15 protein-coding genes and 1 pseudogene are annotated in these 25,341 nt (G+C 48.5%); 10 read left to right on the top strand and 6 right to left on the bottom strand.

Translation table 11 applies throughout. The features are described from left to right. Positions 1 to 8: 8 nt before the first annotated feature. Positions 9 to 194 (top strand): annotated as a pseudogene (locus tag BGP76_RS20620) (hypothetical protein); the annotation flags it as partial. 160 nt (positions 195 to 354) lie between these two features. Here BGP76_RS20620 and BGP76_RS08900 read toward each other — a convergent pair. Continuing rightward, a complete protein-coding gene (locus tag BGP76_RS08900) occupies positions 355 to 1,974 on the bottom strand; it encodes a tetratricopeptide repeat protein (RefSeq protein WP_119844398.1) in 1,620 nt (539 codons plus the stop codon). A gap of 180 nt (positions 1,975 to 2,154) precedes the next feature. Between BGP76_RS08900 and BGP76_RS08895 the strand changes: the two genes are divergently transcribed. The 6 genes from BGP76_RS08895 to BGP76_RS08870 all read left to right on the top strand — a co-directional run bounded on the left by BGP76_RS08895 (position 2,155) and on the right by BGP76_RS08870 (position 15,647). Next, a complete protein-coding gene (locus BGP76_RS08895; protein WP_255416090.1) occupies positions 2,155 to 5,412 on the top strand; it encodes a DUF1553 domain-containing protein in 3,258 nt (1,085 codons plus the stop codon). 4 nt (positions 5,413 to 5,416) lie between these two features. Beyond that, positions 5,417 to 6,901 (top strand): DUF1501 domain-containing protein, encoded by a 1,485-nt coding sequence (locus BGP76_RS08890; RefSeq protein WP_073124369.1) that lies wholly within the window; start codon positions 5,417 to 5,419, stop codon positions 6,899 to 6,901. Positions 6,902 to 7,125: 224 nt separating this feature from the next. Further along, positions 7,126 to 8,064: a 6-bladed beta-propeller gene (locus BGP76_RS08885; protein ID WP_370453787.1), complete on the top strand. Its 939-nt coding sequence runs from the start codon at positions 7,126 to 7,128 to the stop codon at positions 8,062 to 8,064. Positions 8,065 to 8,094: 30 nt separating this feature from the next. Beyond that, a complete protein-coding gene (locus tag BGP76_RS08880) occupies positions 8,095 to 9,465 on the top strand; it encodes a c-type cytochrome domain-containing protein (RefSeq protein WP_119844396.1) in 1,371 nt (456 codons plus the stop codon). 762 nt (positions 9,466 to 10,227) lie between these two features. Further along, entirely contained in the window at positions 10,228 to 14,019 is a 3,792-nt protein-coding gene (locus tag BGP76_RS08875; RefSeq protein WP_119844395.1) for an Ig-like domain-containing protein, read from the top strand. A 65-nt stretch (positions 14,020 to 14,084) separates the two neighbouring features. After that, complete coding sequence (locus BGP76_RS08870; RefSeq protein ID WP_147407433.1) at positions 14,085 to 15,647, top strand: carbohydrate-binding protein; 1,563 nt, start codon at positions 14,085 to 14,087, stop codon at positions 15,645 to 15,647. Between the two features lie 224 nt (positions 15,648 to 15,871). On the opposite strand, the gene BGP76_RS08860 is transcribed toward BGP76_RS08870, so the two are convergent. The 5 genes from BGP76_RS08860 to BGP76_RS08840 form a co-directional block, all read right to left on the bottom strand. After that, positions 15,872 to 17,116, bottom strand: a complete 1,245-nt coding sequence (locus BGP76_RS08860) for an NAD(P)/FAD-dependent oxidoreductase (protein WP_119844393.1) — start codon at positions 17,114 to 17,116, stop codon at positions 15,872 to 15,874. A 63-nt stretch (positions 17,117 to 17,179) separates the two neighbouring features. After that, positions 17,180 to 17,488 carry a 2Fe-2S iron-sulfur cluster-binding protein gene (locus BGP76_RS08855; protein ID WP_119844392.1) on the bottom strand — a complete coding sequence of 103 codons (309 nt, stop codon included), beginning with the start codon at positions 17,486 to 17,488 and terminating at the stop codon, positions 17,180 to 17,182. An 85-nt stretch (positions 17,489 to 17,573) separates the two neighbouring features. Continuing rightward, complete coding sequence (locus BGP76_RS08850) at positions 17,574 to 18,734, bottom strand: cytochrome P450 (RefSeq protein WP_119844391.1); 1,161 nt, start codon at positions 18,732 to 18,734, stop codon at positions 17,574 to 17,576. A 167-nt stretch (positions 18,735 to 18,901) separates the two neighbouring features. Further along, positions 18,902 to 19,603 (bottom strand): hypothetical protein, encoded by a 702-nt coding sequence (locus tag BGP76_RS08845; RefSeq protein WP_147407432.1) that lies wholly within the window; start codon positions 19,601 to 19,603, stop codon positions 18,902 to 18,904. Positions 19,604 to 19,671: 68 nt separating this feature from the next. Beyond that, the gene (locus BGP76_RS08840) at positions 19,672 to 20,514 is read right to left on the bottom strand and encodes an AraC family transcriptional regulator (RefSeq protein ID WP_099598934.1); all 843 of its coding nucleotides are present in this window, start codon (positions 20,512 to 20,514) and stop codon (positions 19,672 to 19,674) included. 149 nt (positions 20,515 to 20,663) lie between these two features. Between BGP76_RS08840 and BGP76_RS08835 the strand changes: the two genes are divergently transcribed. From BGP76_RS08835 to BGP76_RS08825, 3 genes are all read left to right on the top strand, one after another. Then, on the top strand, positions 20,664 to 21,779 hold the full coding sequence (locus tag BGP76_RS08835) for a Zn-dependent alcohol dehydrogenase (RefSeq protein ID WP_119844389.1): 1,116 nt from the start codon (positions 20,664 to 20,666) through the stop codon (positions 21,777 to 21,779). Next, positions 21,779 to 22,576, top strand: coding sequence for an alpha/beta hydrolase family protein (locus BGP76_RS08830; RefSeq protein WP_119844388.1), 798 nt, complete (start codon positions 21,779 to 21,781; stop codon positions 22,574 to 22,576). The genes BGP76_RS08835 and BGP76_RS08830 overlap by 1 nt, the downstream gene beginning before the upstream one ends. Before the next feature lie 248 nt (positions 22,577 to 22,824). Further along, on the top strand, positions 22,825 to 25,113 hold the full coding sequence (locus tag BGP76_RS08825) for an FdhF/YdeP family oxidoreductase (protein ID WP_119844387.1): 2,289 nt from the start codon (positions 22,825 to 22,827) through the stop codon (positions 25,111 to 25,113). Positions 25,114 to 25,341 lie beyond the last annotated feature (228 nt).

Genomic DNA, 25,341 nt, shown 5'->3' with positions numbered 1-25,341 from the left:
GTGGACTTTGGACGCGGGATGAAGTAAAGTTTTATGTAGATGGTGAGCTCGTGAGAACCATGCCACACACTGACAATCACGGTAAATCAAACATCCTGTTTAGCCTGGCAATTTTGAATTTAAATATCGGTGGCCTAGTGACTGATGCTATATATTTATCAAATCGACTATTTGGATTATCAATCTGCGGGTAAGTTGATAGTGAAATAACAGAATTCTCTCAGGTTTTAATAGATGATGTGATCTTAGGATCAACTATCTGAGACTAAGGTTACCAACATATGAAAATACATTGTGAAATGAATTTAAAGGGGCTGATTAGGGTTCATGGTTTCGATATTGGCAACATTTATACTACAGTCCATCCACAAACTCCTTCAGATTATCACCCTTTTTTAGTCTCAGTCGCTTGCGCAGGCGATAGCGGGAGGTATTGGCACTTTCTGCTGAGATTCCGAGGAGTTGTGCCATTTCCTTGCCAGAAAAATCCAGTTTGATCAAGGCACAAATTTTATGGTCGTAGGGTTTGAGTTCAGGAAACTGCGCTCGCAGCTTGTCAAAGAAGTCGTTGTTGACAGCTGCAAATTGCTTCTCGAAGGCAAGCCAACTTTGGTCTTTGTTGAGTTGGATGGTTTGGATGAGTTTACGTATTTCTGGTGAATGCCCTTCTTTTTGGAGAGTGGTGAGTTGGGTTTTGACCTCCGAAAGTAGTTCGTCTTTGGCGATGATTTGCAGGGTAGTATTGGTGAGTTCTTTGTTTTTGACTTCCAAAATGGCCTGGTTCTTTTCTTGTTCCTGCTGTTGTCGCAGGTGCAGAGCGGCGCGCTCCAGTTTGTGCTTTCTTCTGATTTTTCGGGTCCAAACGATCGCCGCAAAACCCACGAGTACGAGGGTCACTACGAGCACGACGGTTTTCAATATCCAGATATACTCTTCTTGTTCCAATTGTCGGAGGCGTTGTGCTTGTATGATTTGTGCTTGGCGCTCTTGTTCTTCGCGGTATTTGTCTTTGATTTCCAATAGGAAGTGATTGTTGGGACTTTTGGCACTGTAGAGCCATTGGTCGAGTGCATACGCTGTCTGCATGTAGGTGTTGGCTGCTGTGGGGTTTTGCAGGACGGTCATGACCTTGGACAATTTGAAATAGGTGTCGGGGACAAAATTAAGGTGTGCCAAATGGGTTTTGGCGGAGTTGAGTGCCAGCTGGTAGTGCGTCTGTGCTTTGGCGAAAGCCTCCCACGCAACGTACAAGTCGCCAAGTAGTGAGTGATAGATCACCAGATAGGAAGGAAGGAAGTCTGTGAGCTCTGCTTGGAGAGTAAGCAACAGTGCTTCTGCTTCTGGATAGTGGTGCGATTGGATCAGGAGGTAGGCCCGTTCGGCTTTGACTAGGGTATTGGCATAAGGACTTTTTAGAGGGATACTTTCACAACTGTCAAGGTAGGCATTGGCAAGAGACACTTCGTTTTGATATCTAAAATGGATCGCTAAAGCGAAATAGTTGTCTCGCAATTTGAGAGAGTCAATTTCACCCGCAGCGAGTAATCGCTTGTTGATGGTGAGGGATTGGAGGTAGCTGTCCAGAGCGGCGTCTCTTCGTTCGTAGAGACTGTAGAGGATTCCCAGTCCGTTGTAGGAGTCTGCTTGGGTACGTTTGTCACCGACCTGTTCTGCCAGCAGGAGCGCTTGCCAGTAGCAGTCATAGGCCTGACTGTAGTCTACACGGTTGCTATAGCGCATGGCGAGCTTATTGAGAGCAGGTATGGCTTGCAGGGTGTCCCCTTTTTTTAGCCATTCACGTATCTGGTTTTCTTGTTGGGTAGTGGTGCTGTCTCCCATTTGACTTTGAATGAATATGGGTGTGATCAGAAAGGGCAGATCCGAAGCAGTTGTACTGCTGCTGGACTGTGCAGACTTACATCCTATTGCTAACAAAAAAATCAAGCAGAGTCTATGTGTTATTTGTCTTGTCATTTGGTCTTTTCGAGTGAAAACCTTTTCAAAACTGCATGAAATGCATTTTTGAAGCAATATAGATAGATTAAAATTTGCTTCTGTCTATATGGAGTCTATATCGAATATTAGGCTTGGTAGGCTGATGATGTCATCTTTGGGATAGTCAAATTGTAAAAGTGAAAAGTGAATTTTCAAAGCATGAAGAGGACAAATACATTACAAAACCTATGGTGTACGATGTGTGGGTATATCTTGGTGATCATCGGGTTGTCAGCTTGTCAGCCAGACTTGCCCGAAGAAGTCGCCGTAGCTTATCAAAGCCTGCCCCAAGAGTTGGATTTTAACGTTCATGTCAAGCCTATTTTGTCGGACAAGTGTTTTGCTTGTCACGGACCAGACAAGGGAAAGATAGTAGCAGGGCTACAATTGCATGAAGCAACGACAGCCTATGCGGAACTCCCAGAGTCACCAGGCAAGTATGCCATCGTGCCAGGGAGTTTGGCCAAGAGTGAGGTGGCTCATCGTATTTTGAGTTCAGATCCAGAAGTGATCATGCCCAACCCCGAATCTAACCTGAAACTGACGGCTAATGAAAAGGCAATTTTGGTCAAATGGATAGAAGAGGGCGCAGTGTACAAACCACATTGGGCATTTGAGGCACCGAAGGAAGTAGCGTTACCCGCCACGGGACAACAGTGGGCGACAAATGCCATCGATCGTTTCATAAGTGCTAGATTGGAGCAGGAAGGCTTGACCCCTTCTCCACAAGCGGACAAGGAGTTGCTCTTGCGCAGAGTATCGCTTGATTTGACAGGTTTACCACCTACACCACAAGAGATAAAGGCATTTTTGAGCGATGAGCGACCCGATGCTTATGAAAAACAAGTCGATAGGTTGTTGGCCTCTCCGCACTATGGAGAGAAGATGGCGGTGGACTGGCTTGATTTGGCTCGCTATGCAGATACGCATGGCTACCAGATCGACCGATACCGTGACATGAGTCCGTGGCGTGATTGGGTGATTCAGTCATTCAATGCCAACATGCCTTACGATCAGTTCTTGACTTGGCAGTTGGCTGGGGACTTGCTCCCTGATGCATCGCGCGAACAGATCATCGCGACGGGTTTCAACCGTCTGCATCCTCAAAATGCCGAAGGAGGTATCGTGGATGAGGAGTTTCGAGTGGAGTATGTGGCGGATCGTACTGCCGTATTGAGTACTGGCGTGATGGGACTCACCGTGGCTTGTGCCAGGTGCCATGATCACAAGTACGATCCGATTTCCCAAAAGAACCATTACGAATTGTTTGCCTTCTTCAACAATATCAATGAAACGGGACAAATCTCGTGGGACGCTGATGATATTCCTGTACCCAACATACTTGTACCTACCAAAGAACAAGAAGAGATCATTAGTTACGTAGAGTCATTGATTGACCAATCCGAAGAGGGTTTGGCAGAGGCCAAAGAAAAGGAACTTGGAGAGGCCAATGCTTGGATAGCGGAAGGGAAATACACTCAGCTGAGCAAGAAGGAGTTGCTAAAAGGGGCTGTGGCCAAGTTTGATTTGGATCACAACCTGATGGATCAAATCAGTGGACAGTCGGGTAAGATGGGATTGATGTATCAGCAGGCAGGGCCAGCGACATTCGCAGCGGGCAAGCGAGGCAAGGCCATCGATCTGGATGGGGATGCTTGGTTGGATCTGAAACCCGTAGGCATTTACGACCGCAGCGAACCTTTTAGCATTGGGTTGTGGGTATATGTACCAGACTCTGTGGAGGAGGGCGTGATTTTTCACAAAAACATCGCCGTGATGCTGCACAGCAAGAAGGGCTATCATTTGTATCTCAAAGACAACAAACTTGAAATGGTGATGGCACATACATGGCCAGACAATGCCATCGAGGAAGTAAGTCAAATGGAGCTGCCCAAGGAGGAGTGGGTACAATTGACCATGACTTACGATGGATCGAGTCAGGCAGAGGGATTGCGTCTCTACATGAATGGGAGGGAGTTGGTCACCCAAGTGAACATTGATAATCTCTACAAGGACATCCTGTTTCATGACTATGAAGACCAAATCTATGCTGAGCCGATGGAGCCAGGTTTGATGATCGGTGCACGTTGGCGGGGGATTGGGTTGAGAAAGGGTCGTGCAGATGAAGTGACTGTATTTGACCGTACGCTTTCTGCTTTGGAAGTAGCGGCACTGGCGGAGAGCGATCAGTTGGGTCAAATACTGAGCAAGGCTCCTGCAGACTTGTTGGCGGAGGAAAAGGCCATCCTACAAGAATATTACCTTTATAGAAAATCAAAGGCATATCGAGCCAAACAGACGGAATTGATGGCTCAGCGTAGCAGACTCAACGAGGAGGTAGAACCCGTCAAGCAGGTCATGGTGATGAAGGAAATGGAAACACCTCGTCAAGCCTATGTTCTGGAGCGGGGACAGTACAGCGCGTATGGTGAGGAGGTATTTCCCAATACACCCGAGAGCATCTTGCCATTCCCAGATAGTCTGCCGCGCAACCGTCTGGGCTTAGCCAAGTGGCTTTTCTTGCCCGAGCATCCACTGACGGCACGCGTAGCTGTCAATCGTTATTGGCAGAACTACTTTGGGCGAGGAATTGTCCGTACGACGGAGGATTTTGGCAATCAAGGTGAGATGCCGAGTCACATGGAACTGCTGGATTGGTTGGCTTTGGATTTTATGCACAGTGGATGGGATGTCAAGGCGTTGCAAAAGAAAATCGTGATGTCGTCCACTTACCGCCAGAGTTCCTACTGTGATGCCCAGCTACGTGAGCGAGACCCGTCCAATGTCCTCTTGGCTCGTGGGCCTAATGCGAGGCTGACCAGCGAAATGATGCGGGACAATGCCCTACTGGCGAGTACTCTACTCAACGATACGATAGGTGGTCCGAGTGTCAAACCCTATCAGCCAGAGGGCCTCTGGCAAATGAATGCCAATACCTATGTGCCTGACAGTGGTAGTGACATGTACAGGCGAAGTTTGTACACCTTCTGGAAGCGTAGTGTGCCGCTTCCGACGCAGGGGACTTTTGATCAGCCCGATCGAAACGAATGCACGGTGAGACGACAAAAAACCAATACACCACTGCAAGCTTTGGTGCTGCTCAACGATCCGGCTTATGTAGAAATGTCTAAAAAAATAGGTGCAGAGATCTCACAAGCAGACAGTGCAGAGCAGGGGATACGATCCGCTTTTGTCTCGTTGACGGGACGAGAAATCAAGGAAGAAGAACTCGCCATTTTGCTCCGTCTCCGGGAGCACGAATTGGAGAAGTTTTCTCAGAATCCAGACAAGATGAAAGGTTGGTTGGAAGCAGGGCAATATGTCGTGCAGACCGATTTGGATCAGCCTACAGTGGTTGCCAATGCGGTGGTAGCCAGTGCGATTATTAATTCAGATGCAGCGATAACAAAAAGATAAAACCATGTGTGATCATAAACCAATACGATCCAATAACAAGGATTTACAAAAAGTAGAAAGAAAAATGGACCGTCGCAATTTCCTGACCAAGACCTCCATGGGGTTGGGAGCAGCGGCACTCGGGTCACTGTTGGGAGCTGAAAGGCTTTTTGCCAATGCTACATCTCCTACTTTTGATGGGGGATTGGGCGATTTGCCACATTTCTTTCCCAAAGCCAAGCGAGTGGTTTACCTCTTTCAGAGTGGAGGTCCCTCGCAGTTTGAGACTTTCGATTACAAGCCCAAATTGGTCGATATGTTTGGCAAAGAACTCCCTGCATCCGTACGCCAGGGCCAGCGATTGACAGCCATGAGTGCGCAACAGTCGTCTTTGCCTATTGCTCCGTCAGCCTACAAGTTTGATCAATATGGGGAGTCTCGTGCTTGGGTCAGTGAGTTGATGCCACATACCGCAGAAGTGGTCGATGATCTTTGTTTCATCAAATCGATGTACACCGAGCAGATCAATCATGATCCTGCGATTACGTTTTTTCAAACGGGCCATCAATTGCCTGGGCGACCATCGATTGGTTCGTGGATGAGTTATGGATTGGGTTCGGACAACAAGAACCTGCCTTCGTTCATCGTATTGGTGTCCAAAAATAGTGGAGGGCAGCCGCTCTACTCTCGCCTTTGGGGCAATGGGTTCCTCCCTACAGAGCATCAAGGGGTGCAGTTTCGCTCAGGCAAAGACCCTGTGCTCTACTTGACCAACCCTGAAAACTATGACCAACAGGATCGCGGGGAGATGCTCAAGTACCTCAAAGAACTCAACGAAGTGCAACATTCGGCGTATGCCGATCCAGAAATTAGCGCACGTATCGCACAGTACGAGATGGCTTTCCGCATGCAGACTTCTGTGCCCGAAGTGACGGACATGTCGGACGAACCAGATCATATCTTTGAGATGTATGGCAAAGACAGTCGTGATCCTGGAACCTATGCCGCCAATTGCCTGATGGCGCGTCGCTTGCTAGAGAAGGACGTCAAATTTGTACAACTCTATCACAGAGGGTGGGACCAGCACCTCAATCTGCCCGGTGGAATCAAACATCAGTGTCAGACCACAGATCAAGCGACAGCAGCCCTGATCAAAGACCTCAAGCAACGAGGAATGCTAGAGGATACCTTAGTGGTATGGGGAGGCGAGTTTGGTCGTACGGTTTATTCTCAGGGACAGCTGACTCCCAACAATTATGGACGTGACCACCACCCAAAGTGCTTTACCATGTGGATGGCTGGAGCAGGAGTCAAAGCAGGATATACGCATGGAGAGACGGACGATTTTAGCTACAACGTAGTGAAAGACCCAGTACATGTACACGATTTTCATGCGACGATGATGCATCTGATGGGAGTGGATCACGAGCGATTGACCTACAAGCATCAGGGTCGCCGCTTCCGCTTGACGGATGTGCACGGCCATGTGGTCAAAGATATTTTGAGTTAGATAACTAATCCTCCAAGGGTTTTGAACCCTTGGAGGGATGTTGATACATATACATGAAAACAAGACGAAACTTCATCAAGAAGACTTCACTGGTGGCTGGATTGGCAGCAGCTCTGCCGTCGATGAGCTTCAACGTGATCACCAAGCGCGCCGAACCGGAGCTGATCTTGGGGCACGGAGATTACCAATACAAACTCGTACGCGATTGGGCGCAGCTCAGTGCCGTGCGCAATCCTCTGCTCAACTGCCATGAGATGGTGATGGACAGCAAGGGCCGATTGATCATGATGGGCGATCATCCTAAGAACAACATCCTGATCTTTGACAAGTCGGGCAAACTGCTGGATTATTGGGGCACGGCCTATCCAGGAGGGCATGGACTCACTTTGTCACAGGAGGGTGAGGAGGATTTTCTCTACCTGACGGACTCAGGCTGGTTTCTCAACAAGGAGGGGCAGTGGACGCCACACAATGGTCGGGTAGCCAAGACCACTGTCGATGGCAAAGTCATCTTCGATATCGGGCATCCGCTGACGATCGGGGTTTACAAGGAAGGCGATCCATTCCGTCCCACGGAGGTGGCCGTCGCACCCAATGGCGACATCTATGTAGCGGACGGCTATGGCATGGACTACATCATCCAGTACAACAGCCGTGGCGAGTACATCCGTCACTGGGGCGGGCATGACAACAAAGACCCGAATTACAACCTGAAAAATGCCCACGGGGTGACCCTCGACCTACGCGACCCGAAGCAGCCCATGGTGGTGTGCTCATCACGCAACGAAAGCACCTACAAGTGGTACAGCCTTGACGGAAAATTCGTGAAGAAGGTCTATCTCAACAATATGTTTATGTGCCGAGCCGTGATCGATGACGACAACCTGTACGCTGGCGTTTGCTGGTCGTCACCAGAGGCCAATGGCTATTACAATTGGCTCCTACACACGGGATTTGTGACGGTACTGGAGGGCGACAAGGTAGTGTCCAATCCGGGCGGTACCGCACCGGAGTACAAAAGGGGAGAACTACAGCCTAGTTACCAGTTGCCCGAAAAGCCAATATTGCATGGCCATGACGTGTGCATCGACGAGGACAAAAACCTCTACATCTGCCAATGGAATGCAAATAAATCTGCACCGCTAAAACTAGAGCGGGTGTAGTTGGATGAAGTAAGCATAGCATAAAGAACAATGGAAGAATCAAACTTAATACTCTTTTTCGGGCGGTTTCACCCGCTGATCGTACACCTGCCGATTGGTTTTTTGATGATCGGAGCACTGATGGAGGTCGCCGAGCGACTCGGCTGGCTGACCAACGTTCGCCCCGCCATTATATTCTCATTGCTGCTCGGGGTAGCCAGTGCGGTAGCGGCCAGTGTGCTGGGCTACATGCTCGGCACGAGCGGCGACTATGCACCCGATATGCTCGACGCACACATGTGGGCGGGGATCATCACTACGGTGGTTGCTGCAGCGGCACTGTTGCTCAAGACGCGTTGGGTGGATTTTACCAAAGTGCAGACTCAGCTCTACCTCGGCCTGCTGGCGGTGATGATGATCGCCATGAGTGCCACCGGGCATCTGGGCGGAAACATGACCCACGGGTCGGACTATCTGACCAAATATGCGCCTTTCATCCCTAAGTCGGTCGATCCACTGGCCAGACCGAAGGTGACCGACATCCAACAAGCACAAATTTTTGGCGATGTAATACATCCAATCATACGGGATCGTTGCATGAGTTGCCACAGCAGCGAAAAGCAGAAGGGCAAACTTTCTTTTTCCTCCATAGAGGAATACCTGAAAGGCGGAGAAAGCGGTGACTTGATCGTAGCAGGAGATGCCTCAGCCAGCGAGCTGTTCAAGCGGATCAGCCTGCCTGCGGGGCATGACGACATCATGCCGCCAGAGGGCAAAGAGCCCTTGACCGAGGAGCAACAGCTATTGATTAAATTTTGGATCGATGGGGCAGGGGCCAACTTCGATACCCTGCTCTCGCAGGTCAAAGTACCCGAGGAAGTGATGACGGCTGCCAGTCACTACCTGGGCTTATCGGGTGATGGGGAACAAATGTTGGCGTTGGATTCCATTGCTCCCAAGGATTTAGAGCAGCTGCGCCTGATGGGGTTTGAGGTGCGCGTACTGGCGGCTGGTAGCTATGCGCTAGATGTGACTTTGCCGTCTGGCAAAGCCAACCCTTCTGATATCATGCGCTATCTCGATGCACTCGATAAGGTCAGGGAGCATGTCATTTGGCTGGCTATGGACGACAGTGGACTCAGCGATGAATATTTGGTGCACTTTGCGGGGTACCCGAATTTGCGAAGTTTAAAATTGAGTAACAATGCAATCACCGATGCAGGAATAAAACAACTCTCAGGACTCCCTGTTTTGGAGAAACTCAATCTGTATGGTACGGGAGTCACGGTGAGTAGTATGGATCACTTGCGCAGACTACCTGCACTTCAGGTCGTGTACGTATGGCAGACGGGTATAGACGAAGAGGCAATTCACGAGTGGCATTCGAAACATGAAAAACCGAGATTGGTCTCAGGATCATAAATACAGACGCGAGCAACTCACCCCAATTAGACAACTAGCCCAGTTTTAGTTTTATATATTGTTGTTTATCACCTACTGGATTTCTTGATTCTATGAATTGTTAAATCTATAGACGGAATATTTATATTTAGTAGAATGTTTCTTGTTGTCTAGTTGCCTGTCTGTCAGTGTGGTATGAATGTGCTTGCTGCAAATTGTCTTTTTTTAGCGTATAGCCATGATTTTGATCTGATTCGGAAAAGTCCAAGTAGCAAATCTGTCGTGTCATATTCTTGTTGTCTAGTTGTAGCTATTCAGTTTTTGTCTAGTGTGTTTGTTAGGAAATGGGGCAGAGATAGATCAATTTGACTTTGATTATTTTGAGAAAGACTAACATGACTGTATCCTTCATACCGTATGCCCTATGGTGTCCTTTGGACACGGGCTATCAGGAGACTTTGAATCATGCGTCTCTCTTTTCATTAATCTGTAAAAAACATAAGGTCCACCAAGTAATGACCGGAAAATCAAAATCATTGGTAGACCTATGTCTAGAAATTAACTGTAACTTCTAAACCGCGAATATCTATGATTCTATAATTACTCACGCACACTTTCTGCTTTAATCTCTTGAAGTAGTCAAAGACCATCTGTCCCCTCAAGTCCAAATAAAATGTGGGTTGGTTTGCACACATAGGAACATCCTGTTCCTAGCTATCACTGGTATGCCCTTTTGGGTAGCCTGTTGCATGAAAAATGATTATAAAAACTAAATGACTAAACATGAAATATTCATACTGGAAGAAGTGTGCGCTTCTTCTACTTATAATACCTATACTGGATCAGTTGTCTGCTCAAAACGTTGAAGTAGATGTCAACGTCAACATCAAACATGAAGTAGGTGGTGTCTCTGATTTTGGGCGAGACCGCCATATTACCTTGCACGCAGCATTGTCAGAGAGTGACTGGGCTGGAGAAGAAGAAAAAATGGAATACCTTCTCAATGACTTGGATGTCTACCTCGGTAGGGACAACGGTTCCTCTACGTGGAAGTTTCAGTATTCTGCCGAAGACCCTGACAACAGGAGTCATCATGACCCGGATAGTTTGTCGAGTTTTGCAGGTTGGTGGCTAGAAGAGTACGAAAACATCATAGAGACCAACGGTACCAAGCAGTACGAAAACCGATCTACAGGAAAGATCTGTGGAACCAACCCGCACCCGACCTATCCGACCTTGTCGTACTGGCACATGTGTGGATCTGAGTGGGGTAGAGCCAATGGATACGCTTGGCTGCCTCAGGATATCGAGACGTCTGCCGACTGGGTGACTCAGTATTTGGATGAGTTTTTTGTAGATGATTTGGCCTCAGAGGGTGAGTTGATGCCAGAGTATTGGGAAGTAATCAATGAGCCTGATATGCTCATGAACACAGGTGCTTTCATGGTGACGAGCTGGGAGGATATCTGGGAGTATCACAATCTCGTCGCAGAGGGAGTACGAAACCGACTTGGCAATCGGGCTCCTAAAATTGGGGGGATGACTTGGGGACTCCATGACTTCTTCGCCGATGATCTACACCGGTCACGTACGGTAGGGTATTCGGATGCCTACTACGGCAATACTCCGGGTGATGAAATCGCCAAGGCCTATGCTCGTGAGCAAACAGAGTCTGCTTACCTCAATCAAACGGGTCCTTGGACACAATGGGATGTCCTTTGGAAAGGCTTCATGGACAATGCGGGAGACAACATGGATTTTTACTCTGTTCATATGTACGATTGGCCGACCTATGGATCAAGCGGTGGAGCGACACGTTCTGGAGGTCATGTAGAAGCTATGCTCGAGATGATTGAGTGGTATGATGTTGCAAAAAATGGAGTGAACAACCGCAAGCCTTTGGTCATCTCCGAATATGGAGCGGTACAGGGTGCATGGACTTACCTCCCTCATGATGCGAGATATGACTGGGAGAGCTTGAAGCCCTTCAACGCCATGATGATGCAGTTTCTGGAGCGACCAGATTACATCGAAAAGACGATGCCTTTTACTCCTATCAAAGCCCAATGGGGAGATGTAGATCAAAACGGTGACGGTACGCCAGAGTATGTCTACCAGTACAAGATGATGCGAGATGATGACCATGACGGCAACTGGGAGTGGAGTGACTACATCAAGTGGTTTGAGCTATGGGCAGAAGTCAAAGGAACAAGAGTGGACACCAAGTCAAGTGATCCTGATATTCAGGTGGATTCTTATATCGATGGCAGAGACATGTACCTCATCCTCAACAACCTAGAAGGTGTAGCGAAGAGCATCAACTTGAATATGTTTGGCAACAGACCGACTCTTCAAAATGTCAACACCAAGCACTTGTATCTGCAAGGAACTAGCACGGTGAAGCTGGATGATACCAATGCCAGTTCGGCTCCTTCTGCTGTACAATTGGCGGCTGATGGTACCATGATATTGAAATACACGTATGCCAACAACGTCACAATCAACCAACAGTCTGTGGAGAAGAAGTTCTACGGAGAAGCAGTCAGCAGCAACGAGCGAGTAGATATCCAGTCGGGTATGAATACGTTCTATGTCAACGATGTAGCAGTACCTCAGGATGCCAGCAAGGCAGAAGCCATGCTACGCATCACGGTCAATTTGTTTGACGCAGAGGATGACCAAGTGGGCTTCTTATCGATCGATGAACTTAGAGTCAACGGGGTGGCAGTAGAAGCGCCACTTGATTGGAGAGGAGGGAGCCAAAACAGAAGCCGATGGTTTGGTACCTTGGAAATTCCCGTTCCAGTCAATTTGCTTCAAGCCAACAACCAAATCGATGTGGATTTTCATCATTCGGGAGAAGTGTGCGTCGTGAACCTCTCTACGTGGGAATTCACAACTGCCCCTGGTCGTACGATCGGTACAGACCCAGGTCCGTCTGTCGCTGTGACGGGAGTCAGTGTATCTCCGACTCAGGCTACCCTGACGAGTGTGGGAGCTACGCAGGCACTTAATGCCACGGTCGCACCGGCCAACGCCACCAACAAATCGGTAAATTGGTCATCTAGCAACAGCAACGTCGCTACTGTCAATACCAACGGTGTGGTCACTGCAGTAGCCAACGGGACGGCCACCATCACGGCGACTACCGTCGATGGTGCCAAGACCGCAACAAGTCAAGTGACGGTAAATACTTCTAGTCAGACGATTGCAGTCACGGGAGTATCTGTTTCGCCTACCTCACTTTCTCTCAATGTAGGGCAGAGTACGGACTTGTCCGAGACGGTGAGTCCTGCCAATGCGAGCAACAAGGCTGTTTCTTGGGCATCAAGCAATTCCAATGTCGCTACTGTCAATGCCAACGGGTTGGTGTCAGCTGTGGGAGCAGGGAATGCGACCGTTACAGTGACTACTGCGGATGGCAACAAAACAGCCGCTACTGCTGTGACGGTATCTGCGGGTACGCCATCGGGTACTACGATCGTGATCGAAGCAGAGTCGTTTGCCAGCACTGGAGGCACGTACAACGACGGTCATGTGCCCAATGGTGTGAATGTAGCACCAGGGCTGGGCATCAACTATGTGAATGCAGGCGATTGGGCAGAGTATAGCATCAATGTAGGGGAGGCCGGAGTGTACAGTATCGTGTACCAAATCTCTACTCCTATGACCAATGCGCAGATTCAGATAGCCATAGATGGCAACAATGTCTCGACTGACAATGTCGCCAACAACGAGCAGTGGGATAGCTATCAGGGACTCACTGCGTCCAACAATGCTACACTGACAGCAGGTGTACATACCGTGCGAATCACAGCCTCGGGAACCAATGCTTGGCAGTGGAACCTGGATAAAATTACTTTGACGAAAGTCGGAGAGTTGCCAGGTACTGGAGGAGGAAACCCTGTTTCCTTGACTATCCAAGCCGAGGATTTTGCAACGACAGGAGGGACATACTCTGGCTTCTTGACCTATACTGTCGGGAGCGTGATGGCCATCAACTACAACCAGACGGGTGATTGGGCAGATTACAATGTCAATATCCTCGAGACTGGAGATTACAATGTCGAGTATTTCATGGGGACGACTGTCAACGGCGCAGCGGTAGAGTTGTCAGTGGATGGGGTAGCTCAGCGTACCGATGCTGTGCCTAGCAATGGCAATTGGGATGCATTTGCCTCTGTCGTAGCAGGGGGGACGATTCATCTGAGTGCAGGATCACATACGATTCGCCTCAAAGGAGCAGGTACCCATGGCTGGGAATGGAACATGGACCGCTTCATCTTGTCTAAAGGCGGAGCAAGTGCTAGAACAGCTTCATCTTCTGACAATCTGGAAATCCCCGTGACCATGTATCCTGTACCGGCAGACAACCTGTTGCACTTTAGAGGACTTGTGAAAGATTCGTATCAGTTTGTACTCTTCGATATCCGAGGCAAGCAGGTTATGAATGCGCAACTGAATAGACAAGACGGCTATCAATTGTCTGTATCAGAGCTTCAGTCTGGCTTGTATCTGATTCGCATTCAGTCAGGAGCTGAAAGCAAAAGCCTTAAGGTCGTGATTACTCACTAAAACTAATATCCTCAGGCGGGTCGCATTTGCGGCTCGTCTTTCTTAAATTCTAAAACATGAAAATTATGAAAAGACTCATTACTTTGACGATGGCCATCGCATTGGCCATCCAACTTCGCGCCCAAGAGTGGGCAGGTATTGCCGTACCGGCTCAAGCGGGCTCGGGAAAAGAGTGGCAATTGCAATCCAATATTTCGGATGATTTTAACTACACCATGTCCGAAGGGAACCGGCCTGCTAGATTTAACGACAAGTGGTACCCAACCTATCACAACAATTGGTCTGGTCCAGGCAAAACCCAATGGAACAGTGCACAAGCCTGGGCCAATGGAGATCAGTTGGCGATTCAGGCCGTACGTGTGCCAGGGACTGATCAGGTCTACTGTGGTATCATTACTAACAAGACTCGAATCAAGTACCCGGTTTACTTCGAAATTAGTGCCAAGATCATGAATCAAAAATTGGCCAATGCATTTTGGCTCTTGAGTCCTGACGATACCCAGGAAATCGATGCGATGGAAGGGTATGGCGGTGGAGCTGGTCAAGAGTGGTTTGCCCACAGGATGCATGTTAGCCATCACGTATTTATTCGCAATCCTTTTCAAGATTATCAGCCCAAGGATGAAGGGTCTTGGGTGTACAACAGTCAGCCTTGGCGGGCAGAATATCATCGCTATGGCTGCTATTGGAGAGATCCTTGGCACCTCGAGTATTATATAGATGGACAGTTGGTCAGAACAGTATCCGGCCAAAATATCATTGACCCCAACGGCTATACCAATGGTACAGGACTCAACAAGGAGATGGATATTATTATCGATTGTGAAAATCAAACAGACTGGCGACCGGATCCTACAGACGCAGAGTTGGCCAGTGAGAACATCTTTTGGGTAGACTGGATGCGCGTGTACAAACCTGTAAATAGCTCTGGAGGCTCTAGTGGTGCTACTTTGACAATAGAAGCGGAAAATTTCAACAACACTGGTGGTAGTTATAATGACGCATCGGCTGGTGGCTCTGGTTTTGGAGTCAATGTCTCAGGATCGATCATCAACTATGTGAATGGAGGAGACTACGTAGAGTATCCCATTTCTATCCCAGAGGAAGGGGCTTATACTCTGACCTATAGATATGCCACGCCTATCAACAATACCAGTGTGGATTTTTCAGTAGCGGGGATTCTTTTTTTTACTACCACACTAGCTAATACTGGTGGATGGGGCAACTATCAGGATCAGACCGCAAGTCAAACGGCCTATTTTACTGCAGGGAATCATACGATTCGTCTCACAGCAGGTAGTGCAGATTGGCAATGGAATATGGATCGATTTACCTTGTCTAAACCGGGGAGTGCAAGACAGGGCCATGACCTCTTCAATGATAAGGAAGAAGTCGCACCACTATCAGTTTACCCATTACCCGCTAGTCAATCGGTGAATGTCAAGGGCTTGACTCAGGACCAATACCATGTGGATATTTATGATGTCAGAGGAAGTTTGGAAATGAGCTCAGAGATTTCTCGATCGGATGCATATACCCTGCCTGTGAATCATCTCCAGCAAGGAATGTATATCCTACGGGTACATACTGGAGGTGAATCGTATAGCTTAAAATTGCTGGTTAGATAGATTTGATTCCCGTTTGGCGGTCAGCCATTCGTATTGATGATCTTTCAATCCACTTAACTAGAAAAGGACTCATTTTTTGAGTCCTTTTTTTATGAATGGGAATAGGGTCCGATAAAAGCTCAAACATGCATGTTTGAGCTTTCCCGAAGTTAGCGAATGTTACCGCACGCATGTTTGGGCTTTTTCCAAATTGGAGAATGTTGCCATGTGAGGCGTCTTAAAGTCTAATTTTTTATCAGGTCAGCGGGCTTCAATGGTACATCAGTGTCGATCAATTTTCCCTTATCTACCTGCTTGTCTTCCTTGATAAACTTCGTACCGATCACATACGCTTTGGCGTTATTGACTGCATCGACGGCCAGTAGTTGATCACCACGAAAGTACCAAGCGGAGAACTTGCGTTCACCTTCTTCTTCACGGATCAAAAGCTCGTCGTACCCTTCGGACAATCCTACCATTTGTAGTTTGACATCAAACTGATCCGACCAAAACCACGGGAGACTGTTGTAACTGGCCTGCTTGCCAGCGATCACTGCAGCGGCTACTTTGGCCTGATCCACAGCATTTTGTACCGACTCCAGACGCACCCAACGCTTGTAAAGCGGATTGTGGTGAAAGCTACAATCTCCTATTGCGTAAATGGCAGTATCACTGGTCTGAGTCTGCGCATTGACTTTGATGCCGTTTTCAATCTCCAACCCCGCATCCTTGGCCAGTTCCAGATTGACACGAATGCCTACCCCTACCACGATCAGGTCTGCTGGGTATTGACTACCATCTGAGCAATGTACGATGTTGTCTGCTCCCTCCGTGGCGATGGTTACTACATTTTTATTCGTCAGTACATCCACACCCTGCTCTGTATGCAACTGCTGAAAGAAAGCAGACATCTCAGGAGCCGTCACACGTGCCAGTACGCGCGCTTCGCGCTCGAGTACGGTGACCTCAGCGCCCAGTTTCTTCATCGATGCAGCGATCTCCAGACCGATGTATCCACCGCCGATGATCACCGCACGTTTGCCCTTACCGTCGCCCAGTGCTGCTTTGATTTGCTGCACATCATGAGCCGTTCTTAACGGATACAACTGATGTGCTGTGTCCATGCCTGGGATCGGTGGGATGAGTGGTCGTGCTCCTGTCGCCAAAACCAGCTGATCGTACACCTGGGTTTCACCAGTATCCAGTGTGATGGTTTTGGTGTCACGGTTGATGGAGCTGATGCCTACACCCAGGCATAGTTCGATATGCTCTTTTTCGTAGCTTTCCGGTGACTTGAGCGAATGCTTTTCGATGGGATCGTCGCTGGTCAGGTAGGCCTTGGAGAGCGGTGGGCGGTGATAGGGCAGTACTGGGTCTTTGTCGAAGAGCACGATGCGGCCTTCCCAGCCTTCTTTGCGCAGCGCAAAGGCAAAGTTGACGCCCGCATGGCTCGCGCCGATCACGAGACAGGTTTTATCTTTTGTAGACATAGTTTGAGAGACGAACCCTCTAGGGTTTAAAACCCTTGGAGGGTTGTTATGTTAATATAAATTTTAATTCACTACATGGAGCGTCACTCCGTCGATCGCATCACTGATGTCGATCTGACAGCAGAGGCGACTGTGCTCGTTGTAGTTGTCTTCGAGTTCCAGCATGTCTGCCTCGATCTCTCCGGGAGCTCCCACTTTGTCAAAATCTCCTGCCGCCACATGTACATGACAGGTCGCACAGGAGCAAACGCCCCCACAGTCCCCGTCTATGCCGTTGACGTTGTATTCCTTGGCCAGTTCCATCACAGAGCCGCTGCTTGCTTCTGTTACGATCGTTTCGTTATCGCTGGTTATAAATGTAATTTTTGCCATTGTTGTATTTTTTAATGTTGATTGAATTTCCTCCCCCCTATCCCCCTCCTGAGGAGGATAGGATTATACCTTTGGCTAAGGAAGGTTAGTCCTTTCCATGAAATTTCACCTGAATACTGTCGTACCCTACTTTTCGTTGGAATTCGCCCCAGTCCTCGATATTGTCCTTTTGCTCCAGGATGTCGATGGATTTCACTTTTTGCGCAAGCACACCGAGTAAAACTCTCAGCACCTGACGGGCGTGGGTAGCACCTAGGCATTTGTGTATCCCAAAACCAAAGCCTACATGAGGATTCATTTTGCGATCGATGACTATTTCGTTAGGGTTTTCAAACGTCGAGGCATCTCTGTTGGCGGAAGCCCAGCAAAGCGACACTCTGGTATCTGCTTTGGCGGCATGTTCGCAGACCTGGGTGTCTTCGGTCACCACTCGACCCATATGGGTAAGTGGAGAGAAGTAGCGCACGAGTTCCTCCACGGCATGAGCAGTGATCTCAGGCTCATTGTCCAGTCGGGTGAGTGATTCGGGATGCTCTGCGAAGTAGGCAATGGAGTTGGTCACCGCATTGATGACGGTGTCTCTGCCACCCGCAAAGGTCAGGATCATCACACCTTTGACTTCCTCTTTGGTCAGCTTGCGGCCTTCAATTTCGGAATTAAGCAGCACTGAGTAGAGGTCATCTCCCGGGTGTTCGATGGCCTTGTCGATTTGCGCATCGATGTAGTCGTAGAGAATGGCCGCCTTGTCAACGTCTAGCGCGGATTCTTCACTTCTGAATACGTGCATCCCCCAACCAATCCAGGTTTCGGATTCTTCGTAGGGGATGTTGAGTAGCAGTGTGAGTGCACGTGACTGTAGCTTAAGGGCAAATTGTTCCATCACCTCGAGCCTGTCCATTTGCAGCGCTTCGTCTACCAATTCAGTGATGATCTCTTCCAAACTCTCGCGATAATCTGGCTGCTCGGGTCGCTTGAACCAGTCTTCCAACAAAGCCCGGTACTCACCGTGCATCGGTGGATCTACCTCAAAGGGAATCTGTCGGGTATCGCGTATGCTTACCTCCGACGGCACCACGATACGCCCCGGAGCAGCACCAGACTGAAATGTCTTCGTGTCCTTGGCTGTCTTGCGGACGTCTTTGAGACGGAGTAGCATGGTGACGGGATCGTTTTGATCCTCTACTGTGCCATAGCCTTTGGCTTCTCGGGCTTGTGCGAATGGATCGGGCAGTGCGCTTTTTTTCATGTCAGCTTTTGTTTACTCAGTTGTGTAGATCAGTGCCTTCTAGACACCTTCTATCTTACTAGCAAATTACGCGAGCAGCACCTGATTAATCTTCCTTTATTTTGATGTATTTATATGTTATTATGTTAGTGTGTATGATTTATTGCGTGTTTTATTGATGCAATAAGTTATTTGTATAGGTCTTTTAATAGGGGTTGTTCTAGACCAAGATATTTGATGATATGTTTATCAAGCATGTCTACATTGAGTGAATTAATTAGCAATAAATCTGATAGAAAGGTTTTAGACCTGATGATAAAATGATCCGCAATGTTATTTGTAAAGAGAGAATCATCTAAGAGAATTTTCCATTCCTTATTATTTTTCGGCGGATGCAACAAATCGTTTTCTTTTAGGTAGCTAATTAGTGACTTTTTTATCCAGTAATCAGAGTGTTCTAATTCTTGTTTTGTTTCGTAATTACCTTCATCAACAATCCAGTCATCAACCCTATTGCGTTTGTACTCAAACTTACCTCCGTGAGCGAGTATATTTCTGTATTGAAAAAGCGCGTTAATTGCTTTGTAGGTGTTGAAAGTCTTGATATTAATATGAAGGGTATCTTTAAAGAGCTGCAATTTTGATTCAAAACCTACTGACTCTATCTTCTTGATTTTTTGATCGAAAGTTCTTCTTAAATCAAAATCGTTTGTGCGAGCAGTATTTTTATATCGAGGGTCCTTTTTTAGTGTCTGAGTATAGGTTGATGCCAGTACTCCTTCTATAGTTGCAGCTAAATTTAGGGTTATAGATGCATTTATTGTACAAATGTCTCCTGGCGTTGACTTGCTTTCTCGGAGATCTTTTAGAAGAAAAATGGACTTGGCCATTAGGTACCAAGTCTTAGTATTTACAGAAAACTCGTAGATCATATGGTCTTTTTAGTATTGTTTAATAGTCAAATCCTCCGATACATCTTTCTAAACTCTAGAGGCGTGTAGCCCTTGAATTTTTTGAACTGCTTGTAGAAGAAGGGCAGGCTTTCATAGCCGCATTGGTAGGCGATCTCGGCCATCTGGAGGTCGGTCTCTAGGATGAGTCGGCTAGAGATATTCACCCGGTATTCGTTGAGGAAGACGAAGAAGGGTTTGTTCATCGTCTTGCTGAAAAAGCGCGAAAAAGACTGCTCACTCATGCTGAGCTTATCGGCAATATCGGCCAACTTGATTTTCTCCTTGAAGTGTGTTTTGACGTAGGATTGCACCACTTCGAGGCGGTTGGTGGTGGCGCTGGTACCGTCGTACGAATAGGAGGCGCCAGCGATATAGTCGTAGTGCGCATGGCGTGCGATGTAGTCCAGAAGCTCCACAAAACCAAGATATTGCTCAACCCCCGTACAGTCTGTCAAGGCATGCATACGACTAGCGATCTCAGACCGATCTTTGGGGTGAATGAACAAGCCTCTCTGCGCACGATGCATCAGTTCATGGATTTGGTCGAAAATCGGCAGATGGCTGATGATCTCCTGGCGCCACTGGATCACCAGCGATTCGCTAGGGCCGGTTTTATCATCGATGTTTTTCCAACAATGCGGCAGGTTACTGCCCAGCAACACCAAATCACCTTCGTTGAAATCTGAAATATTGTTGCCCACGTAGCGGATGCCAGCACTTCGGAGGATGAGGGTCAATTCATACTCAGGATGAAAATGCCAAGGCGCATCAAAAACCTTTTTGGAATAGCGAAAGGCACGAATACTGTCCTGTTCGGCAATGGCTACTTGCTCTAGTACGGCTTTCATTTATATTCTATTTCCTTATGTATTGAATTCATTTGAATATTTTGATTACAAAATAGCATATTTTTCAATCAAAATAAGCAACTAGAGCGGCGCTGTTTCTCGTCATATTTGTATTCTGTACTATTTAAGTCAATAAGGAAGTAAGAGATATGGCCATTCAATCCAAAGCGGCAATAGCCAAGGGAGACGGGAGTTTCGTCATCGATACGGTAACGGTCGCTGCTCCCCGAGCCGATGAAATTCTAATAAAAGTGAAAGCAGCGGGACTCTGTCACACCGATCATGATTCGCTCAACTGGGGCAAACCCATTGTCATGGGTCACGAAGGTGCAGGAATCATCGAGAAATTGGGAAGTGAAGTAGCCAATTTCCAAGTCGGAGACCAAGTCATCCTCAACTGGGCGACACCTTGTATGCGATGCTTTCAGTGCGAGGAGGGCAACCAGCACATTTGTGAAAACAACTCGCCTGTGACTGCCGGAGGCAATGGCTATACGCCTGGTCACGCCCACCTCGACGGCACGAAGTGGAATGACAAAGCCATCGAACGCTCCTTCAATATCGGGACGCTCTCAGAGTACACGTTGGTCAAAGCCTCAGCCTGTGTGAAACTGTCCAGCGACATGCCCATGCCCTCGGCGAGTATCATCAGCTGCGGCGTGATGACGGGCTACGGCTCGGTCGTCAACTCCGCCAAACTCTCGGCTGGCAGTTCGGCTGTGGTGCTCGGTACTGGTGGGGTAGGTCTCAACGTCATCCAAGGGGCTCGCATCTCGGGTGCAGCCATGATCATCGCGATCGATATCAATCCCGAGCGACTGGAAATGGCCAAAGCCTTTGGGGCAACCCATACGATACTGGCTGATAAGGAAGACAAAGGGCTGATGAAAGCCGCCGAACAAGTCAAAGCCATGACCAAGGGACGCGGGGCGGACTATGCTTTTGAGTGTACAGCCATCCCTGCTTTGGGCGCAGCTCCGCTGGCGATGATTCGCAATGCCGGTACTGCCGTGCAGGTCAGTGGGATCGAAGAAGAAATAACGATTGATATGCGGCTCTTCGAATGGGACAAGATTTACATCAATCCCCTTTACGGAAAATGCCGTCCGCAGATAGATTTTCCTAAATTGGTGAGTCTGTATGACAAGGGCGATTTGATGCTCGACCAAATGATCACCTGCACCTATCCGCTCGATGACCTGCAGCAGGCCTTCGACGACATGCTGGGCGGTCGCAATGCCAAAGGCGTAATTGTATTCGACTGATGAGTAAATTCAATACAACCGAGCTATCCGATCCGCAGTTTGAGATTGGAGGCCTACGATTCATCACCGTGAAGACACCGAACCTAAAGGGGCGCGGTGATATCTGCGTTTTTATCCCTGAGGGCGAAGACCTCCATGACCTACCCATCGTCACGCTGATGCACGGCGTGTACGGCAGTGCTTGGATCTGGGCGATGAAGGGCGGTGCAGTACGGACCGCCGAGCGACTGATCCGCGAGAACCAAATCCGCCCAATGGTACTGGCCATGCCCTCCGATGGACTGTGGGGCGACGGCTCGGCCTATATGGCGCACGATGGCTGTGATTTTGAAAAATGGATCGCGGAGGATGTGCCAGCTGCAGTGCGAGAACTGATCCCCCAGACTTCTGACCAATCACCGCTGTTCATCTCGGGGTTGTCGATGGGTGGATTTGGCGCTTTGCGAGTAGGTGCCAAGCATGCGAAGCAATACGCGGGTATCTCGGCACATAGCTCCATCACAGAGATCGGACAGATGAAACTGTTTGTCGAGGAGCCTCTGGATCACTACCAGCAGACGGCGCGCCTCGACGAGGATGCCTTTACCGCTATGGCGGAAAATCGAAATGACCTGCCCCCACTTCGCTTTGACTGTGGCAGCAGCGACTTGCTGATCGAGTACAACCGTCAGTTGCATGCTGACCTGGACAAGGCAGGCATTGCCCATACCTATGAAGAATTTGAAGGTGGTCACCAGTGGGAATATTGGCAGGAGCATTTGGTGGACACGTTGCTGTTTTTTGATCGACAGATTTAGGATAAGATTAACAAATTGTTTGGCCTTGAAGAAAAGGCGTCAAGAAACTGGATTCCTTGGAGGAAAAGAAAATTATACTGTTTGAGAAGTGAAGTACGAGCTTCGAGTTTATAATTTCCCCGACAAGGGAGTAAGTTTTAGTTATTTTCTTCACAGCCTTGATTTCTTTGCTTACTTTCTTCCTTAATGAAGAAAGTAAGGCTCTGCCGGCGAGGCAAAAACAACTTGACAAGCGGAAACAGAATATCATGACCAAAAAACAAAGCATCTCCATCATCGGCCCCAAAAACCTCAGCGACCTCCGGCTGACAGCTCCACAGCAATACGCCGCAGGCATCCCCGCCGTGAAAGTGGCCCTCGATCACGCCATGAAGGAAATGGGACTCACTCGCTCCTTTGCCACGTTATCCAAGCTAAATCAGGAGGAAGGCATTGACTGCCCGGGCTGCGCCTGGCCTGATCCCAAGAAGCGCTCTTCGCTCGGGGAGTATTGTGAAAATGGCGTCAAGGCCATTGCCGAAGAGGCTACTACCCATCGGGTGACGCCTGACTTTTTTGCACAGCATACGGTAGCCGAGATGTCATACTGGACGGACTACAAGATTGGCAAAAGCGGCCGACTCACACACCCAATGGTGCTGCGAGAAGGCAGCGAACATTATGAAAAGATCTCTTGGGAAGAGGCATTCACCCTGATTGGCAGCCAATTGCGGACGCTCGACCATCCGAACGAAGCGATCTTTTATACCTCGGGTCGGTCGAGCAACGAAGCGGCCTTTCTCTATGGACTCTTCATCCGCGCCTTTGGTACCAACAACATGCCTGACTGCTCCAACATGTGCCATGAGTCGAGTGGAATCGCTCTAGGCGAAACGCTGGGGATTGGCAAAGGATCTGTCACATTGGAGGATTTTGGGGATGCAGAAGTGGTCATGGTCATCGGTCAAAACCCGGGTACCAATCACCCGCGCATGCTCTCTGCGCTGGAGAAGTGCAAAAGCAATGGCGGCAAAGTCATTGCGATCAATCCGCTCGAAGAAGCGGGATTGATCCGTTTCAAAAATCCGCAGGAGATCAAAGGCATCATGGGCGGTACTGAGCTCACCGACATTCATCTACAAGTCAAAATCAACCAGGACGTGGCATTGCTCAAGCTCATCATGAAGCGACTCGCCGAGCGAGAAAAGCGTGAAAGTGGTGTTTTTGATTGGGAATTCATCAACCAAAAAACAAACGGAGTAGAAGCGCTATTGGCCGATTTGAAGCAACAAGACGAAGCACAGCTTTTGGCGCAATGCGGCATCTCTGAGGTGAAAATCAACGAAACCGTGGAGCTGCTCGCTCAGCGCAAACGAATCATCATCTGCTGGGCGATGGGACTCACCCAACACAAAAACGGGGTAGAAAATATCAAAGAATGCGTCAATCTACTCCTGCTCAAAGGCAGCCTCGGCATCAAAGGAGGCGGCACCTGTCCCGTCCGTGGACACAGCAACGTACAGGGAGACCGCACCGTGGGCATCATGCACCATGTATCACCCAAACTCAATGCCTCCTTGGAACGAGTATTTGGCTTTACCCCGCCTGATCAGGAAGGGTTGGATACAGTACATGCCATCCAGGCCATGCACGAGGGACGTGCCAAGGTCTTCATCGCCTTGGGGGGCAACTTCCTATCGGCGGCATCTGATACTGCCTATACAGGTGAGGCCTTGCAGCGATGCGACTTGACGGTATCCATCAGTACCAAGCTCAACCGTACCCATTTGATCACTGGCAAGACGGCGTTGATATTGCCGACTTTGGGACGTACCGAGAAGGACCACAAAGCAGGGAAAGACCGATTCGTAACGGTAGAAAACAGCATGGGAAGAGTCCATCAATCACATGGGAGATTGGCGCCAGCCTCGGATCAGCTCATGAGTGAGCCCGGGATTGTGGCGCGCATGGCGCAAGCCTATTTTGGAGTGGATGCCAAGATTCCATGGCAGCAGCTAGGTACGGATTACGACCTGGTGCGTCAAAAAATATCAGAGGTCTTTGACGGTTTAGACAACTACACCAAACGATCTCAGCAAGCAGGTTTTGATCTGCCCAATCACACACGTGTGTGGGACGAATCCAAATTGCCAGGAGGCAAGGCACAGTTCACCGTGTGTGGACTGCCACAGCACGACTTGGCCGCAGATGAGTTTCTATTGATGACGATCCGATCACATGATCAGTTCAATACCACGATCTATGGCATGGACGATCGCTACCGCGGCATCTACAACGAGCGCCGAGTGGTTCTGATCAACGCCAAGGATGCTGAAATGATGGGATTAGAAAAGTTTGACAAAGTAGACTTAGTCAGCCGCTACGATGGCATTGAGCGCAAGGCAGAAAACTTCCTCATCATCCCCTACAACATCCCTAGGGGCAATCTGGCCGCTTACTTTCCAGAAACCAATGTGCTTATCCCTCACGATCAATATGCAGACAAAAGCCACACGCCGATCAGCAAGTCGGTTCGGGTAAAGTTGATAAGGCGTTGACCTATATTAAGTTGTTGTTTTTAGAGAGATGAATATTATTATAGTTTATTGACATCCGTCTTAATTCAATTTAGGAGGTTAAGAATTGAAAGGCTTGATTCTAGTATAATTTTGTGTTTTTCTCAAACTACTCTCCCCTCTGTCTTAGCCAAAAATCTGCAGTTATACTATTATTTAGATCACGATCTGAAACAGGAGGTCTATTCACTTTTATGATACTAACCAGAT

The organism is Reichenbachiella sp. MSK19-1 (assembly GCF_003590315.1).
In the GTDB taxonomy this organism is placed as follows: Bacteria; Bacteroidota; Bacteroidia; order Cytophagales; family Cyclobacteriaceae; genus Reichenbachiella; species Reichenbachiella agariperforans.
This window is presented reverse-complemented; position numbering and strand designations above follow the sequence as displayed.

Coding starts and splice junctions, on each gene's coding strand:
- BGP76_RS08860 (WP_119844393.1), bottom strand. CDS start 17,116: ATGTCTACAAAAGATAAAACCTGTCTCGTGATCGGCGCGAGCCATGCG.
- BGP76_RS08840 (WP_099598934.1), bottom strand. CDS start 20,514: ATGAAAGCCGTACTAGAGCAAGTAGCCATTGCCGAACAGGACAGTATT.
- BGP76_RS08830 (WP_119844388.1), top strand. CDS start 21,779: ATGAGTAAATTCAATACAACCGAGCTATCCGATCCGCAGTTTGAGATT.
- BGP76_RS08895 (WP_255416090.1), top strand. CDS start 2,155: ATGAAGAGGACAAATACATTACAAAACCTATGGTGTACGATGTGTGGG.
- BGP76_RS08835 (WP_119844389.1), top strand. CDS start 20,664: ATGGCCATTCAATCCAAAGCGGCAATAGCCAAGGGAGACGGGAGTTTC.
- BGP76_RS08890 (WP_073124369.1), top strand. CDS start 5,417: ATGTGTGATCATAAACCAATACGATCCAATAACAAGGATTTACAAAAA.
- BGP76_RS08900 (WP_119844398.1), bottom strand. CDS start 1,974: ATGACAAGACAAATAACACATAGACTCTGCTTGATTTTTTTGTTAGCA.
- BGP76_RS08870 (WP_147407433.1), top strand. CDS start 14,085: ATGAAAAGACTCATTACTTTGACGATGGCCATCGCATTGGCCATCCAA.
- BGP76_RS08845 (WP_147407432.1), bottom strand. CDS start 19,603: ATGGCCAAGTCCATTTTTCTTCTAAAAGATCTCCGAGAAAGCAAGTCA.
- BGP76_RS08855 (WP_119844392.1), bottom strand. CDS start 17,488: ATGGCAAAAATTACATTTATAACCAGCGATAACGAAACGATCGTAACA.
- BGP76_RS08880 (WP_119844396.1), top strand. CDS start 8,095: ATGGAAGAATCAAACTTAATACTCTTTTTCGGGCGGTTTCACCCGCTG.
- BGP76_RS08875 (WP_119844395.1), top strand. CDS start 10,228: ATGAAATATTCATACTGGAAGAAGTGTGCGCTTCTTCTACTTATAATA.
- BGP76_RS08825 (WP_119844387.1), top strand. CDS start 22,825: ATGACCAAAAAACAAAGCATCTCCATCATCGGCCCCAAAAACCTCAGC.
- BGP76_RS08850 (WP_119844391.1), bottom strand. CDS start 18,734: ATGAAAAAAAGCGCACTGCCCGATCCATTCGCACAAGCCCGAGAAGCC.